Annotated in this window: 13 protein-coding genes; 7 read left to right on the forward strand and 6 right to left on the reverse strand. The window is 60.9% G+C overall.

Annotated features, from left to right (window positions below; genetic code table 11):
- Positions 1 to 432: 432 nt before the first annotated feature.
- On the reverse strand, positions 433 to 1,410 hold the full coding sequence (locus AC1RQC_RS35595; RefSeq protein ID WP_492886156.1) for a hypothetical protein: 978 nt from the start codon (positions 1,408 to 1,410) through the stop codon (positions 433 to 435).
- Positions 1,411 to 1,485: 75 nt separating this feature from the next.
- On the opposite strand from AC1RQC_RS35595, the gene AC1RQC_RS35600 reads away from it, so the two are divergent.
- From AC1RQC_RS35600 to AC1RQC_RS35610, 3 genes are read left to right on the forward strand one after another with little or no spacing between them, the layout of a single operon-like run.
- Positions 1,486 to 3,924: a DNA topoisomerase 3 gene (locus AC1RQC_RS35600; protein ID WP_492886158.1), complete on the forward strand. Its 2,439-nt coding sequence runs from the start codon at positions 1,486 to 1,488 to the stop codon at positions 3,922 to 3,924.
- The gene (cqsA, locus tag AC1RQC_RS35605; protein WP_492886160.1) at positions 3,921 to 5,126 is read left to right on the forward strand and encodes an alpha-hydroxyketone-type quorum-sensing autoinducer synthase; all 1,206 of its coding nucleotides are present in this window, start codon (positions 3,921 to 3,923) and stop codon (positions 5,124 to 5,126) included. The genes AC1RQC_RS35600 and cqsA overlap by 4 nt, the downstream gene beginning before the upstream one ends.
- Positions 5,127 to 5,166: 40 nt before the next feature.
- Complete coding sequence (locus tag AC1RQC_RS35610) at positions 5,167 to 6,954, forward strand: site-specific integrase (RefSeq protein ID WP_492886162.1); 1,788 nt, start codon at positions 5,167 to 5,169, stop codon at positions 6,952 to 6,954.
- 419 nt (positions 6,955 to 7,373) lie between these two features.
- Here the strand turns inward: AC1RQC_RS35610 and AC1RQC_RS35615 are convergent, their stop codons facing one another.
- Positions 7,374 to 9,266, reverse strand: a complete 1,893-nt coding sequence (locus AC1RQC_RS35615; RefSeq protein WP_492886164.1) for an SGNH/GDSL hydrolase family protein — start codon at positions 9,264 to 9,266, stop codon at positions 7,374 to 7,376.
- A gap of 391 nt (positions 9,267 to 9,657) precedes the next feature.
- On the opposite strand from AC1RQC_RS35615, the gene AC1RQC_RS35620 reads away from it, so the two are divergent.
- From AC1RQC_RS35620 to AC1RQC_RS35635, 4 genes are all read left to right on the forward strand, one after another.
- Positions 9,658 to 9,831, forward strand: a complete 174-nt coding sequence (locus tag AC1RQC_RS35620) for a hypothetical protein (RefSeq protein WP_492886166.1) — start codon at positions 9,658 to 9,660, stop codon at positions 9,829 to 9,831.
- A 60-nt stretch (positions 9,832 to 9,891) separates the two neighbouring features.
- Positions 9,892 to 10,341: an ankyrin repeat domain-containing protein gene (locus AC1RQC_RS35625; protein ID WP_492886168.1), complete on the forward strand. Its 450-nt coding sequence runs from the start codon at positions 9,892 to 9,894 to the stop codon at positions 10,339 to 10,341.
- A 66-nt stretch (positions 10,342 to 10,407) separates the two neighbouring features.
- Positions 10,408 to 10,632: a hypothetical protein gene (locus AC1RQC_RS35630; protein ID WP_492886170.1), complete on the forward strand. Its 225-nt coding sequence runs from the start codon at positions 10,408 to 10,410 to the stop codon at positions 10,630 to 10,632.
- Positions 10,633 to 11,073: 441 nt separating this feature from the next.
- Positions 11,074 to 11,394, forward strand: coding sequence for an HNH endonuclease (locus AC1RQC_RS35635; protein WP_492886273.1), 321 nt, complete (start codon positions 11,074 to 11,076; stop codon positions 11,392 to 11,394).
- A gap of 741 nt (positions 11,395 to 12,135) precedes the next feature.
- Here AC1RQC_RS35635 and AC1RQC_RS35640 read toward each other — a convergent pair.
- The 4 genes from AC1RQC_RS35640 to AC1RQC_RS35655 all read right to left on the reverse strand — a co-directional run bounded on the left by AC1RQC_RS35640 (position 12,136) and on the right by AC1RQC_RS35655 (position 15,113).
- Positions 12,136 to 12,603, reverse strand: a complete 468-nt coding sequence (locus AC1RQC_RS35640; RefSeq protein ID WP_492886172.1) for a PIN domain-containing protein — start codon at positions 12,601 to 12,603, stop codon at positions 12,136 to 12,138.
- Positions 12,603 to 13,757: an ImmA/IrrE family metallo-endopeptidase gene (locus AC1RQC_RS35645; RefSeq protein ID WP_492886174.1), complete on the reverse strand. Its 1,155-nt coding sequence runs from the start codon at positions 13,755 to 13,757 to the stop codon at positions 12,603 to 12,605. The genes AC1RQC_RS35640 and AC1RQC_RS35645 overlap by 1 nt, the downstream gene beginning before the upstream one ends.
- 1 nt (position 13,758) lies before the next feature.
- Entirely contained in the window at positions 13,759 to 14,076 is a 318-nt protein-coding gene (locus tag AC1RQC_RS35650) for a ribbon-helix-helix domain-containing protein (RefSeq protein WP_492886176.1), read from the reverse strand.
- A 533-nt stretch (positions 14,077 to 14,609) separates the two neighbouring features.
- Positions 14,610 to 15,113, reverse strand: coding sequence for a hypothetical protein (locus tag AC1RQC_RS35655; RefSeq protein WP_492886178.1), 504 nt, complete (start codon positions 15,111 to 15,113; stop codon positions 14,610 to 14,612).
- Positions 15,114 to 15,134 lie beyond the last annotated feature (21 nt).

Raw genomic sequence — 15,134 nt, forward strand, 5'->3', positions numbered from 1 at the left:
TGGCGGAGGATCGGACACCGAGGCAAGCGATCACTGTCCGGCCCGCGCAAATGTCCGACTCCTTGCTGATACACGCGTTCCGCGGCATCGAGCAAACCACCATGTATCGAAGGCTGCCATATACGAGTGCGGCATGACGTTCGCTTTTCGGATGCCCCCTGCCGGTCCACTGGTGATCAATCCAGCGCTGCAATCATCACTCGACCTATTCCTCGAAGGCCTAAAGGCAACCGCCGGGCAGGCGAGAGAAATCAGGTGGTGGCCATATCGCGCCGGGGCTTCCGCTTGCGTGGCTCTCGACATCTATGGAACAAGAAACGACGTCTGTATCACGATCATCCCTGACATGAGGACAGCTTTACCTGCGCTGAAGAATGGCCTCCTTGCAGAGACGGACCCAGAACTGCATGTCTTCGACGAAGTCGATGCCCACTACGTTGCGACATCCGTGCTCGCGGCCTTCGGGCTGTCATCTTTTTCCTTGGCCTCGGGGAGGATCAGCGTCAAGTGACGGAGATCCTTTACAACCACATTCATCGATTTTCCGCTCGGTGCCAGCTCCACCGTACCGAGAGCGAAAACGCGAACGTATTTCGCCTGCTCCGCCATTTCAACAATGTCGAGCAAGTAGCGACGATATTGGTATGCCTCCATCAGCTCTGGCGCAATGTAGAGAAAGACTGGCTTGCCATCGATATAGTCAATAAACTTCAATTTGAAGCCCTTCCCATACCGACGGAATATCGTCGCGCCACCGTGCAGGACGCTTGCCGGGCTTTTTGGGTCCCACCGACCGATATGCCGGAAGTAGCGGCCAAGTTTGACCCGTCCTTCCCCAGTAATCGCAAGTTCCAAGGACCAGAACTCTTCGTCCGTCAGAATCGATCTCGCTTCCAAGTATGTGTCAACGAGTTTGTCGAGATAGCGAGTGGTTGTTCGACTCGCGCCATTCTCATCGTCCGGCATGCCGGTGTGCTGGCGCTTCCTGCTTCCTGTCTCTGGCGTCGCGGGTTCCGTTGTTGTGGAGCGAGTGCGGAGCTCCTCTGTCTTCAGCCTGGGATCAAAGACGTCAACAAAGTCGGTCAGCTTCTGCCGAGCTGTGCGCTTCCGATTGCGCGCGTCATCGCCAGCGCTGCCGCTCCCTACGTCGTTGTCTCCAGACACCTCCGGGCATCCGGGAAGATGCTTGTCCCACTCTCGAAAGTGGGCGGCCACGTGCTTCCTGCTCTCCCGAGCTACTTGCTTATACGCCACGCCGGTAACTCTGATTTCTGCGGCGCGGCAGGGAGGGTGGTCGCAGAGAAAATTGAGTCGCTCCGGCCGTGGCTCGAGCGACAGATATTCCCGACGTGCTTGATCAGCGGTGATGGATTCCCCAAGTTCCAGGCAATAGGCGCGTCGAATCGTCATTCTCGGTCTCCAACTTTGCAGTACATAACATGCAGCTTACCGCACTTTTAAAGTACTACATTGAGGATCGCTGCTATGAAACTGTTTCTCTGTGAAAAACCGTCCCAGGCCGCCGAGATAGCCCGACACGTCGGTGCGCGCAAGCGCGACAACGGATGCTTCACGGGTGACAGCGTAACGGTCACCTATTGCATCGGCCACCTGCTCGAACAAGCCAAGCCGGAAGCGTACGAGCCACGCTTGGCTCGCTGGGATCCCGAGCTGCTGCCGGTCATCCCCGCGCAGTGGCGGTTGGAGGTCAAACCAGCGGTGAAGGCGCAGTACGGCGTCGTCATTCGCCTGCTCAAGCAAGCGTCCGAACTGGTGATCGCCACCGACGCGGATCGCGAGGGTGAGGTCATTGCCCGGGAGATGATGCAGGCCGCCGGCTACCGGGGCCCTGTCTCCAGGCTGTGGCTATCTGCCTTCGACGATGCGTCTGTGCGCAAGGCACTCGGCAAACTGCTCCCGGGCGCCAAGACGGCGCCGATGTACGCCGCGGGGCTTGGTCGCTCGCGCGCCGACTGGCTCGCCGGCATGAACGTAACCATGATGCTCACCACCGGCTTTGGCACTGGCGGCAAAGGAGGGACATTGCATTTCGGGCGCGTACAGACGCCCGTGCTGGCCCTGGTGGTGCGCCGTGAGCGGGCGATCCGCACCTTCGTGCCGAAGACCTACTATGAGCTGCAGGCGAGCTTCGAGCTCGCCGGCGTCGTGGTGCCGATGGCCTGGCGCCCGGCGTCGACGCTGCTCGACCCGGATGGCCACGTGGTGCAGGCGGCGACCGCCAAGTCCGTCGCGGACAAGGTTAGAGGTCAAATCGGTCGAGTCGATCATGTCGAGGCCGGGCCGGAGCGCGAAGCACCGCCCCGGCTATTCAGCCTCGCCAGTCTGCAGCGAGAGGCCTCTGCCCGCTATGGCATAAAAGCACAGACTGTCCTGGACGCCTGCCAGGCGCTGTACGAGAAACACAAAGCGACCACTTACCCACGCACGGACTGCGAGTACCTGCCTAGCTCCATGCTCGCAGAAACGGCTACGGTTCTGCAGGGCATCCGGGCCGCACGGCCTGACCTGGCCAGCCTGCTGGCTTGCGCCGATCAGAGCAGCACCTCACGAGCCTTCAATGACCGCAAAATCACCGCCCACCACGCAATCATCCCGTCTCTCAATCCTCGGGTTTCGGTCGACAATATGTCGAAATCCGAGCAGACGATCTACGACATGATCGTGCGGCGCTACCTGGCGCAGTTCCTCGGGGACTTTCATTTCCACAAGACGGTGATCGAGGTAGTCTGCGCCGGCGAGCGGTTTCGTGTTTCCGGCAAGACGCCACAAGTGCCAGGCTGGAAGCGTGCCTTTCCCGAGGACCAGGACAAGCCGAATACCAAGGACGCTCCGCCGGCAGAGGATGTCGCAGCCCTCCCGCCAGCGCAAACCGGCGATGCCGCCCGTAACCTTAACTGCGACGCCGCCGGCAGGAAGACCAAGCCGCCCCGGCGTTACACCGAAGGCACCTTGATCGCCGCCATGGAATCGATCGACAAGGAGATCGAGGATGAACGGTTGCGCAAGATCATGCGCAACAAGGAGAAGGCAGGGATCGGTACCGACGCCACTCGTGCGGCCATCATCGAAAACCTGTTCAAGCGCGACTACCTGGCCACGGAGAAGAAACAGGTCTTGCCCACGCCACGAGGCGAGGCCCTGATCACGCTCATCGAGGCCAACGCGCCGCAGTTGGCCGATCCGGTGCTCACTGCCGAGTGGGAAGACCGCCTGATGCAGGTGGAAGCAGGCACCCTGGCGCTTGCGGTCTTTGAGGGGGAGCTTAGCACCTGGTTGTCCGAGCTCATCGCTCGCTTGAAGTCGGGCGCACGCACAGCGCCACAACGCCTGGACTCGCCTCGCGCCACGCCACATAACGCCGCGCCCTGTCCTGCATGTGGTAAGCCCATGCGATCGCTCAGGAGCGCCAAGGGGCCGTTCTGGGGGTGCTCAGGCTACCCGGACTGCAGCGCGACGCTGCCGGACGTCGACTGCCGGCCTGGACCACGTCGCGCCGCCTCGGCGTCAACGGCCGGCCCTGTTTATCCCTGCCCCCATTGCCGCAAGCCCATGCGACAGCGCACCAGCTCTCGAGGCCCCTTCTGGGGCTGCAGCGGCTTTCCAGCTTGCAACCACACCCAGCCGGATGAAGGCGGCAAGCCGGGCTTGCGGCCAGCAGACGTGCAGGGAAAGACCGCTCGTCAGGACCTGCCTGGGCCAGCCCGCCAGGCTGCGAAGCCTCCGCCGGCAACCGCGGCGGCGCCGGTGCCTGCCGTCGCCGGCTCGCCTTGCCCCAGCTGTGCCGGCGGCCTACTGATCGGCCGAGTCATGAAGGACTCCGGCCGCCGCTTCCTTGGATGTACCGGATTCCCGGCTTGCCGGCATTTCCAATGGCTGCCACAGCAGCAATCAACCCCACCATGACAAATCTGGATCACCGGCTACGCGGTGCGCAACGCCGTCGCGCCCGGCACCGCCTCCCGGATTTTGTCGCGCGGCGCCTGCGCGAGTACTACGTGGACCGCTTGCAGAACGCATGGGGTGGATCGCATCCACTCCGCGACATGACACCCCCGCCGGATGCCGTGCATTTTTCGAGCAACGACTATCTCAGCTTGCTAGACGAGTCCGCCCTGCGGCGACAGCAAGCCCAAGTCTTGCTCAACAACAAGCGCGAGCTGCTCATGTCGTCGGCCTTCCTGCATCGCGACTCGCCTCAGCACGCCTTCGAGCGCCGCCTTGCCCACTTCATCGGCGCCGAAGATGGCGTAATCTGCCAATCCGGCTGGGCGGCCAACGTTGGTTTGCTCCAATCCCTCGCTGCCCCCGATATCCCCGTGTATCTGGACATGCACGCGCACGCCTCGCTGCGCGAAGGCGCGCTAGCAGCTGGGGCCCGGTTCGTTCCCTTCCTGCACAACAACGTTCAGCACGCGCGATCGCGAATTGCCAAACACGGTGCCGGAGTCATCGCCGTCGACTCGGTCTACAGCACCAGCGGGAGTGCTGCACCGCTTCCAGCGCTCGTCGAGTTGGCCGAAGCAACGGGCTCGATCCTGGTGGTCGACGAATCCCATTCCCTCGGTACGCACGGCCCCGGCGGCCGCGGAGTGGTTTGCGAGCTGGGCCTGGCCGAACGAGTGCACTTCCGCACCGCATCGCTTGCGAAAGCCTTTGCCGGCAGGGCCGGCTTCATCTCGTGTTCGAGCGAGTTCAAAGAGTATTTCGCATGCGAGTCTCGCCCCGCCATCTTCAGCTCGGGCCTGCTGGCACACGAGATCGCCTGGTTAGACGCCGCATTGCCCTTCATTTCCACGGCGCATGCGCGGCGTACGCGGCTTCACCAGATGGCCCGTTATGTCCGCAGTGAACTGACTCGCCTCGGATACGCGCTCTCCGAAGGCACCGAGCAGATTATCGCGCTGGAGAGTGGCACCGAGCGCAATACGCTGCGGCTACGCGACGCCCTGCAGCGCCGCGGGGTGTTCGGCGCGGTTTTTTGTGCCCCGGCCACGCCAAAGCGCCACTCCCTGGTCCGGTTGACGCTAAACGCCGGGCACACGGATCACGATATCGAGCGGCTCTTGCGGGCTTGCGCAGACTTGCGCAGTGAGGTGAACCCATAATGGAGCAGGACGCAACGCAGGCCGTCTCGATGACCAAGCGATGACGCATAGCGTCGCGCCGACGACGCTCACTCGCGTCCACTATGCGGCCTTGCGGGCCTGGCTGCAGGGCCTTCCACTTGACGTCATCGCGGGCCGGTGGCTGGCAACGGACCCCGACGACGTGCCTGGGCCTCGCGCAACATTGGTGATGTTGCACACCATCCGTGACGCCCTGGTACAGCGCGCACGCTTACACGGTCGCGAGGACCTGGCCAATGCATCGGCCACGCCCGGACGCTCAGGCAAGGGCATGGGCCGCGCGATCGAGGCGGTGCGCTGCCTCGAAAGCATGGGCACGCCGCAGCCGCTGCCCGAGCATGACGTCGGATTGTGGCTGGCCGCGCCGCTGGCGCGCCGGCTTCGGGCGGCCGGCATTGTGACCTTGGCGGATCTGGCCGCGCTGTGCAACCAGCGGGGCAGCAGCTGGTGGCGACACGTGCCGCGCATCGGCCCACTGGCCGCCGGGCGCATTGTGCGGATCCTGATCCAGCACAGTGCGTCGATAGGGCAACTCGGCGCGCACGTCACTGGCACCGCTCTCGCAACGCCGGCGGTGCCCGCGCCGCTGCAGGCCGGCTCCGGCGTGGCTATACCACAAGAGGCGATGCGCTTGCCGCCCACGCTCGATGGCGCAGACGGCATCAATCGCGCGCCGCGGGATCTCTGCATGATCGGCGCGCGGGATGACTACCAGGCGATCCAGGCCTGGCTATCGCTCTGGCCGGCGGACTCCCAGACTTATCGCGCCTATCGCAAGGAAGCCGAGCGCTTTCTGGCCTGGATCATCCTCGAGCGCGGCAAGGCCTTCTCCAGTGCCCTTACCGACGAGTGCATCGCCTATCGCGCGTTCCTGGCCGATCCGCAGCCGGCCGCACGCTGGTGTGGACCGCGCTCAGCACGCACGGTTCATATCGCCGGCACCGCCATCAGCAACCCGGCATGGCGCCCCTTCATTGGACCGCTGTCGTCGCGCAGCCGAGCCTACAGCGAAACCGTGCTAGCGTCGCTATGCGCCTGGCTGACCGACCGTCACTACCTGGTCGCGAATCCCTGGAGCGGTGTGCCCGCCCAGCGAACGGCTAAGCCTGCGCTGCAAGTGGAACGAGCCGTTCCTGTGCGAATCTGGAGCGCCATGAGTGTCTGGCTGGACGCGGAGGCCTCCTTCAGCCCACGCGGCCGGCTGCTGCGCGTCGCGATACTACTGCTGCGCGAGACTGGCATGCGCTGCTCGGAGGCTGCTCATGCGACACGCGCCAATCTGGTCCCACGGCAGGCCAACGGCGCGCCAGCGGAACAACGCGCCGTCTGGGGTGAGCTGCGCGTGCTCGGGAAAGGAAATAGGGAGCGTATGGTGCCAATCAGCCGGCGCCTGGTGGCAGCCCTGGAAGCGCATTGGCGGGACAGAAAGGCGCTTGATCCAGCACCATCGGAAGAGCCGTTGATAGCACCGCTTGCCATTCTCAAGACACCGCGTGCCAGGTCAAAGCAGAGTCAATGCCGGCACGGCTATAGCGACCGCGGCCTTCGACAACTGGTCGACGACGCGGCCGAGAGATTTGGCGCCCATCTGGCCCGAGAAAATCCCGAACTATGGGCGGACATGGGCCGGATTCATCCGCATGCATTCCGGCATGCATTCGGCTCACACGGCCTTGCCGCCGGCATGGCGCTCAACGTCATGCAAGGCTACCTAGGACACACCTCCATCGCGACAACGACGCTATATAGCACGGCGGATCGCGACCGGCGCTTACAGGACGTCGAGAAGTTCTATCGCAGGTCCTGAGGCGGGGACGGGCATCCGCCTCCCGGACGCGGCATAGCTAGCGGCCGCTCGCGACCCTACGTGTATGACGGATCTCCGCCGGCTGATACGCGCCTGGAATCTCACCAGGGAGATGTTGGTATATCTGGCCGGTGCGTTGACCGGTTGAACCCACCACTGGTTGCCGACATTGACGCCCACGTTCCTGTTTGGAGTGGCCGTTTGGCTCGCGAAAAAACGGGATCATCACCCGGCTCAAGAGTTCTGTTCAACACGAGTTCGACTGGGGAATTCGAACCCCTTGCGGGATCAGGCCGACGGATCGGACTTACCGGCGCCCCCTCTAAACCGCCACAACGCCGGGACCCCTGATCCGCCGTCAAACCCAAATGAAATAGTTTCACGTTCGAGAAACGGGTGGATCGCGGTCGCGCGACCCGTCATTGAGCTCCACACACCTGGTGCGTCTTCTTCAAGACCTCGCACAGCCCGGCATAGCCTGAGTCTGCGGCGACGGCGTGTGCCTCCGCAGTCGGATGAAACGTACCCGCGGCGGCACGGAACAACGCATTTCTAGACGGTTCGGAATTCCAGGTCCGCTGGGCAAGCAGCGCATCATTCGTTGAATTGACGATCTTGCGCCCACTTTGCTCGGAGTTCCAGTTGCTCAGTGGTTTGGCCTTGCATTTGTCCGAGCCGTCTTCATTGCAGAAGTACACAGGTTCCAATTCCTCATACGCAGGATCGTACGTACAGAGGAGTCGCTGGTCGTAGTCGTAGGCTAGCTTGCCTGCTTCGCCGCGCGCCGATGCGAGCCAGTCGACTTTGATCGCGTCTCCCGTACGAACCATGGCTTGCACTGCCGGATATGCTTTCTCAGAGAAGGATCTGACTTCCTCTGGCGTGAGTTCGATATCCCATCCGCTGCCGATACCAAACGTCTGGCTGCCGACCATGGCCCCAAAGGTCTTGTACGCTGATTGCATCCGCTCTTTGTGCTTCGACGAATAACACGCGTCCGTAGGGGCGCCGACGGGGTTCGGGTAAGTCATGAGTACGGTCTTCGCGGGTGTCGATAGTGCGCCATGGATTGTTGTGGCGAGGAGCTCCGGGTAGTACCTCGAAAAACTCTGGGCTTTGTCTGCGAGCTCGTCTGGATCGACGAGCCCGAGGCCACTACGAGTCGCCCCGAGAAATAGCTGACCCACCAGAGATCTCCCCTTGCTTGGAAACAGAACCCCACCCACGGCAGGGCCAAAGCCGACATCGTTGCCCCCAGCGGTAAGCAGAAGTGCATCTGGGGCTCTGGCGTTGTCTTGGCAACGCTGCCACGACGCCATAAATGGCATATCGGCAGCACTCACGTCGTCACGTTCGGTCGTACTAACGCATAGGGCCTCACGAACCTCATTCACTTGGCTCTTTCGCACGTAGAGAGGGGAGTTTGGTTGGTTCGTCGACCTCCGTCCTTCGCCATCCCTAGAAGGGGTCAGTTCCTTGTAGAGCTCATCGTCCGGGTCAGTGGTCTTGGCGTTTGGATTTTGCCGTCCGATGTCCTTGACCTGGGCGTTTAGCAGTCCGTCATAGAACCCTGCTCCTGAGCAAGTGGTATTGATCAACCTGACCGTCACGTCCTTGTGCACCAACGCGAGCTGTAACGCAGCCAGAACCGGCCACGACACCAGGGAGCGATGACATACCGGTTCGAACCAAACGGGAGGGGTTGGCGAGTGTCCGTACAGGAACCAGTCATTCCCCTTGTATTGCTTCTCGAGGTAATGATAGATGGCGGGTCGATCCGGGCTACCCTCGCCCGACGAGTAGGAGTCGCCCATCGCGACGATGAGAATGTCTTTCGTGAGCACATCCGTGGCGAACACCTTTCCGGATCGATCACGGACTTCGACCTTGGTCGACTCTCCCGGTGTGACAGCGAGGTCTGCCTGGCACGTGCCGGGCTTCGGCTCTGCAATTGGTCTGGCCGCCACCGGTGTCCACGAGCAATTGTTCTCTTGGCCCGATAGCGTGAGCCTGACAGTCACCGGCTCCTTGAGAACGGACTTCGCCCTCCCCCTTGATGCCTCCGGGTCGACAAGCAGGTACTGCTCGCGCGACTTCTTATCCTCCATCCGTCTAACGATGAAGGTATGCATATTTTTTGGCTTGTCTGCATCCCGCGGATCGCGCGTATCCCATGACTTCGACAATTTCTCGAACTCGCTGTCACTGACGAGTGGGAAGCGATTGACGACCGACCACGTCAACGACTGCGCCTGAGCATTGGTGCCAGCGAGTAGATAGCCAATCAGCGCGGGAAGCAGATATTTCTTCATGGCGTTATATGGTTTCTGCAAAACGTCAAAAATACCTGTGTGGAGATAAATCAGCCCTCCCGACTATGGGGGATTGACAGGGCGACCGCCATGGAATAGAGCTAGGAAGGCTGTCCGGGCGGTAATCGTGTGGCCAACCGCACATACAGCCTGTCGATGCGGATCTATGTTGCAGCGCGCAATGTTGACGTCCGTTTATCGGCGCCAGGCAAGACGCGCCGGTCGATCCAAAAAAGCAAACTATGCACGATCCGCTCCCCAAAAATGATGCAGCCACACCAACGGGCATGACACTGTCAGAGGGGCTCTCGCACTACCGGTGGATCGTCGAGCAGTCGCACAAGTACTGGGCGTATTTTCAGATCGTTGGCCTTGGATCGAGTGGGTTCGTATGGTCAACCAGCAGTTCGCGTCGCTCCTCGCGGATCGTCGACTCATGCCCTCCAGGCATGAACGGCCGTACCGCATCATGTTGATGACCAACATGATCAATGGCGACCCCATGAACGTCAGCATTGAGGAGGTTGCAAAGCAGGTCGCCGAACACTTCTGGACAGACCTCTAAAAGCCGTATCCGGGCTATGAAAGACGGCACCCGCTCATCGCGGACCAGGCAGAGACGATCATGGGTGATACGTTCCGAACGATCGATGAAGAAGATTGGGACAGCCTGCAGCGCTGGTTCGACAGCAATGCCAAAGCGCTTCGCCGCAAGCAGGCGGACAGCGTGTGCGGCGATTCTGTCCTGTTGACCTGGCTTAAGCTTCTCAACATTTCCGACGCAAACATGCCACTCATGCACACGCTACTTCCGAAGGAGCTGGCCGGCGACGTCGATCGATTTGCCGCGCACCTCGAGCGGCGCCGCCACGCGATCTGCCTTCTCCTCAAAGCGTGGCCTGAACAGGCGAACCTGACGGATTTCAAGCGGCAAAGCCCGCTCATGCTGGCGGCGAACGCAGGAGACGTTCAGATTGTCGGTGCCCTGCTCGAAGCCGGCGCTGACGTTGACCAGCAGGACTATCTGGGCAGGACGCCGCTTCATGCCGCGGTAAAGGGCGGCTCGTCCGAGTGAGTCGTTGCCATCCTCGCGCGCATGCCAGAGTCGCGGAACGTCGAATATGGTGAGAGGAACAACGCCTTGCACACTGCCGTCAAGCTCGGACGTACCGAGATCTTGCCGCTTATGGTGGAATATGATGCTGGCTTGCCCTACCAGTCTAACGCGCACGGACTGACACCGCTCGCACTGGGCGAGCAGATTCTGCGCGACTGGTCAGACTTCACGGCGGCAATGCACGATGAACAGGTGCAAATCCCGGACCGGTGTGCCTACGTCCCCTGCATCGAGTACCTGCGGGCGTGACCGACAACAGCCACGAATAGCCACGTCTAGGCGCCTTGCCGACTGGGGTGACTTACAGATCCATCGGCGGGGCCGCAGTGGCCCGCGAAAGACTTCCATGGTGCTATTTTCCCTCCGTTCCGGGCAATCAAGATTCGCGGCGCCGGGCCGCGCTATGTTGCGATTTTGCAAGAGATCCGTGCCCTCCCCTTGTGTTTTCGGGAATAGCGGGGCTAAACTCCTTTCCGTCAGTCTCCATAGGAGTTGACGTGGTGCCAGCACGAGCTACTTGGCTGGTTCCCGTGTATGCCTTCTACGGGCGAGCCGGGTTTCGAAGTTTCCGAAATCTTCCTGAACACAGGATTGCTCATGCCCAAGACTCTCGCGCGTCGGCGCGCCCGCGCCTTTCAACTTCAATCCGGTCGTTGCTTCTATTGCCGCTGCCCCATGTGGGAGCAATGCATGGGAGCTTTCGCCGCGACCTTCCATCTCTCCACCCGACAGGCTCGACACCTTCAATGCACGGCCGAGCATCTGCACGCTCGAGTCGATGGTGGCGGTGACTCACAAAGCAACATCGTGACCGCTTGCCAGTTCTGTAACGTTCGGCGTCACCGTCGAAAAACAGCGCGGGACGCAGCGCATCACAAGGGACACGTTGAGCGCCTCATGGCCCGGAAACAGTGGCATGCATCCTGGGTCTTCGAGAAGCTGATGCAGCCAGGTGGATCTGTCACGCCGTCACCCAAGGCGCCGCTGATGCCGCGCGGGAGCGCACACTGAGTCGGCACGAGCCATTGCGTGGCCTAGGGTATGCCGGTGAAGTCTTAGAATGATGGCCGTTCCGTCAGCACTCGTCCGCTGTTCGAACAGGCTCGTGCAGAAAGTATCGATTTCGCTCCCGGGCATCCGTTCGGTCAGGGGGACACATATGACGATTGCCTTCGCCTGAATGCCGGCTGTCGGTGGACCAACGAACTTGAGGCCGCGATTGGGCGTTTGGGCACGCTGGCACAGATTACATCTGCTTCGACCATGGCGGACGTCAAATCTTGCTCCTGAAGCGGACGATCACGAGCCTTGCTTGACGGACTCCAACGGGTCGGGAAGCGACGGCCGGCTGCCTGATGACTGAGGTCCCTTCGCGGCCACAACCTGCCGCACTGCGAGCGGGGAGACCTGTCGTTAAAATGACCACAATACTCCGTGACCTGACGGCCGCAATGCGCGCACCATTCGGCCTGAGAGCCTGTTCGGCAACCAAATACGAGCGACCGCAAGCTGTCACAAAGCGGACATCTAATAAGCGATCACGCGCCTTGCCTATCGGCCAACTGCAGTCGCAGATGACAGTCTGCTACGCAGTTACTCACTGAGCGGCCGAGTCCAGACCAAGGAACTCGAAGAAGTCGGCTCCCACTGCGCTGCCGTCCCTTCTGCAAGATATTGGCGGGGCCTGCTGGCGTGCCCTGGCGCGCCCGGCTTTGATCGAAGCGATGCCTCGGCGATTCTGGTCGTGGCTGCTCAGAATTCCCAACCCTCGCTCTCCATGAAGCCTTCGAGGTCGAGGTATGGAATCTTGAAGTGCTGGCAGATGTTGGGCACCTTGACAGCGTTCGGCTTGAGCCGTTCCATCGTCACGACGGTGCCACCGATGGCATGAGCGCGAGCCACGATGAACGCGTCAGCGTTGCGGCCGCCCTTAAAGAGCTTTTGCTTTTCGATGTTGGCTTGGAAGTGCGCCACCGAATAAATCTGGCCGACGAATGCACCCTCCTTCGCGTCGGGCGTCGCGAAGAGCTTCTCATTGGCCTTCGCCCATTCGGTATCTGCGCCTGGCATGCCATCCTGCAACTCGTGATAGGCCTCGCGTGTCGAGGTAATCTTGCCGCCTGCGACAAGCTGGTCAAACTCCTTCCACAGCGAGACGAAGCGCTTGCGGTAGTAGTTCTTGTGCAGGTTTGAGATGACGTTGGTGTCGAGTACATACATCAGAGACCTCCCCCCGCGAATTTCTCTGCGAAGGTCGGCAAGTTCTTCGGCTTAAGGTTTAGATACTCGGCGAGCTGGCCGCGGTCAAAGCGGTGCTGGTAGTACCTAGTGAAAGCCAAATCGATGTAACGCTGGCCCAGGTAAGCCCGTTGGCTGTTGTAGTAGTTACCCGAAGACTCGGCATCCTTAGGCTTCATCTGCTTGGCCCATTCGTTCGCGGCCGCACCGTACTCGTCTGCGTCGATAAGTCCGCGGTCGAGAAACTTTCGATAGATCACCTCGCGGCTCACGCTGAAGCAGCCTGCGAGCTGCGTTGCAAGCGGCCGGCCGATCTTGGCACCCTTGATCATCTCGTCGAGCACGTTATCGGGCACCAGTACGCGGGATGCTAGGCCGTTGCAGATGATCTCGATCTTCTGCTCGGTGCCGCCCAGGTGGTTGATGAGATCGTCGTCGAGGATGTCGATACCGCTCGTGTGAAAGAGCAAGTGACCCAGCTCGTGGAACAGCGTAAAAATCTGCCGCGACTTCGCCGAACTGTTGTTGATGTAGATCACCGGAAACTCCTCGTCGTAGAGGCAGAACCCGAAATAGTTGGGCGCACGGAACGCGTCCTTGAAGACGTACACGCCCGCTTTCGTAGCGAACACCTCGCGCCACTTCTCCAGGGCCTCGTCAACACTCTTCCAGCTGGTTTGCTCGTCAATGCTGACCCCGAGATAGTCGCGCACCTGGGCAGCGATTTTGTCAAGGGACGTGTTCGGCGATGGCTTGAGGTCGCGCGAGATCACGCGTCCTGCAGGGTTCTTTGAGTCGTTTAGCTCGGCTAAGTTGAGCTGCATCGCCTGGCCACGGCGTAGGAACAGTCGTACCGTGCGCGGGATTGCTGCAAAGTCCGCTGCCGTAAGGGTGCGGAATGACTGCTCGATAGGCGGCACCGCTGGCGGCTTAGGAAAGAAGAAGACGGCGACAGGGATCTTGAAGCGGTCAGCCATCTGCTCCACCTGGGCATAGGTCGGCAGCGCCTCCCCTGCTTCCCAAGCTGCAATCTTCTTGAAGTGACGGACTGCATCGTCCATTGAATAGCCAGCACGCTCACGCGCCCACTTCACTAATGCAGGCGTGATCGGCAAGCCTTCCTTTATCTCTGCCATGTCAGCGACCTTTTCCCAGCTCTACTGAGACGGGTACGTTGTGCTTTCTGAACAGGTCGCGTAGCGCCTCGGCGAGGCAATCTTTGACATTGTTCCCCGTCTTCGCCTGAACCATGCGCAGGGACGCTTTCACCTCAGCCGGGAAATAGGCCGAAATATTGACCTCGCCCTCCTTGTGAATCTGGCGAACCTTGGGTGCCTCGATAGGCCTTTTGGCAGCGGCGTCATCCTTGAGTTTGACGACCGTCCTCACCGGCGTCGCCACGGCGCTCTGGTCCTTGGCCGGGCCGAGAACAGGCTGCAACCTCTGCTTCGTCACATTTACCTCGCCTTGAGAGATTGAGAGATTGAGAGAATATACCTCATGCTGCGGTTTAGAGCGCCGCGCTTCGGGAATGTTGCAAGGAGCACCGATCGGTTCCCTTGGATCGGAAGGCAACTATCGACCCGATCTCATATTGCGACGACGGAGACGGTGGCTCCTCGGGTGACCGCACGAAATGATCGTTGCACTCTGATACCTGACCTTGAGACAATCGTCGTACGACCGGCAGCAACGGGAAGCGACGGCCGGCTGCCTGATGACCGAGGTCCCTTCGCGGCCAGGTCCGGCCATTCTCAACCGAGCAAAGACGGACATCCGACCGACCGTTCCCCTTTGGTCATCGACCGATTGCTGTGGCCCCGACTGCGATTTCGGTTTCACCCGCAGCACGGAACTGCGATTTATGACCTTGCCGCGGATCGGTCTGACCGCACTGCATTAAACGCAATGCCGCTAATACGGGTTGGCGGCATTGAAAGCCAAAACAAAAGACCCGGCCTCAGCCGGGTTGGGTGGTGCGCGGGCACCTAGAACTGCGGCTTGACCTCTTCCATATACTTCATCCAGTCGTCATAGAGCGTGACGTACATGTGGTGACCGTCCGTCCCCATGCTGGCGCTCGCGAGGTTTTTGCTGATGACGTACAGCTTGCGGTCGCACTCTTTGCCATCGGGCTTGAAGGCGTCGGTGAAGCCGACAACGATGTTGCGCCCGTAGATGGCGGGCGAGAGCGCACCGTGGCTCACGCCGGGCTTCGCCGTCCAGATCGTATTCGTGTTGCTCCAGTGTGCGATCTCGTGCGCATGCTTGTATTGCTCGCGCTGCTCGTCGGTCTGGCGCACGCGGTGCTCGTTGTCGGACTCCGGAATGCGCTTCTCGAGCGGCATCTTGCTCAGGTCCACCGTCTTCAGGTACTGGGCCAGTGCGAGGTTGGCGATGGTGTTTTTGGTATGCCCCGTGGCCTGGGACAAGTAGTCAAGCTGCGCCTCGAGTTCGGGCGGCGGTCGGAACGTGAATATGATACTCTCCACTAGGTTCTTTTTGGTTTGTGC

Source organism: Cupriavidus sp. GW822-FHT03E04 (genome assembly GCF_058801495.1).

Excerpts from the sequence above, each read along its gene's own strand:
- AC1RQC_RS35595 (WP_492886156.1), bottom strand. The coding sequence starts at position 1,410 with ATGACGATTCGACGCGCCTATTGCCTGGAACTTGGGGAATCCATCACC.
- AC1RQC_RS35600 (WP_492886158.1), top strand. The coding sequence starts at position 1,486 with ATGAAACTGTTTCTCTGTGAAAAACCGTCCCAGGCCGCCGAGATAGCC.
- cqsA (WP_492886160.1), top strand. The coding sequence starts at position 3,921 with ATGACAAATCTGGATCACCGGCTACGCGGTGCGCAACGCCGTCGCGCC.
- AC1RQC_RS35610 (WP_492886162.1), top strand. The coding sequence starts at position 5,167 with ATGACGCATAGCGTCGCGCCGACGACGCTCACTCGCGTCCACTATGCG.
- AC1RQC_RS35615 (WP_492886164.1), bottom strand. The coding sequence starts at position 9,266 with ATGAAGAAATATCTGCTTCCCGCGCTGATTGGCTATCTACTCGCTGGC.
- AC1RQC_RS35620 (WP_492886166.1), top strand. The coding sequence starts at position 9,658 with ATGGTCAACCAGCAGTTCGCGTCGCTCCTCGCGGATCGTCGACTCATG.
- AC1RQC_RS35625 (WP_492886168.1), top strand. The coding sequence starts at position 9,892 with ATGGGTGATACGTTCCGAACGATCGATGAAGAAGATTGGGACAGCCTG.
- AC1RQC_RS35635 (WP_492886273.1), top strand. The coding sequence starts at position 11,074 with ATGGGAGCTTTCGCCGCGACCTTCCATCTCTCCACCCGACAGGCTCGA.
- AC1RQC_RS35640 (WP_492886172.1), bottom strand. The coding sequence starts at position 12,603 with ATGTATGTACTCGACACCAACGTCATCTCAAACCTGCACAAGAACTAC.
- AC1RQC_RS35645 (WP_492886174.1), bottom strand. The coding sequence starts at position 13,757 with ATGGCAGAGATAAAGGAAGGCTTGCCGATCACGCCTGCATTAGTGAAG.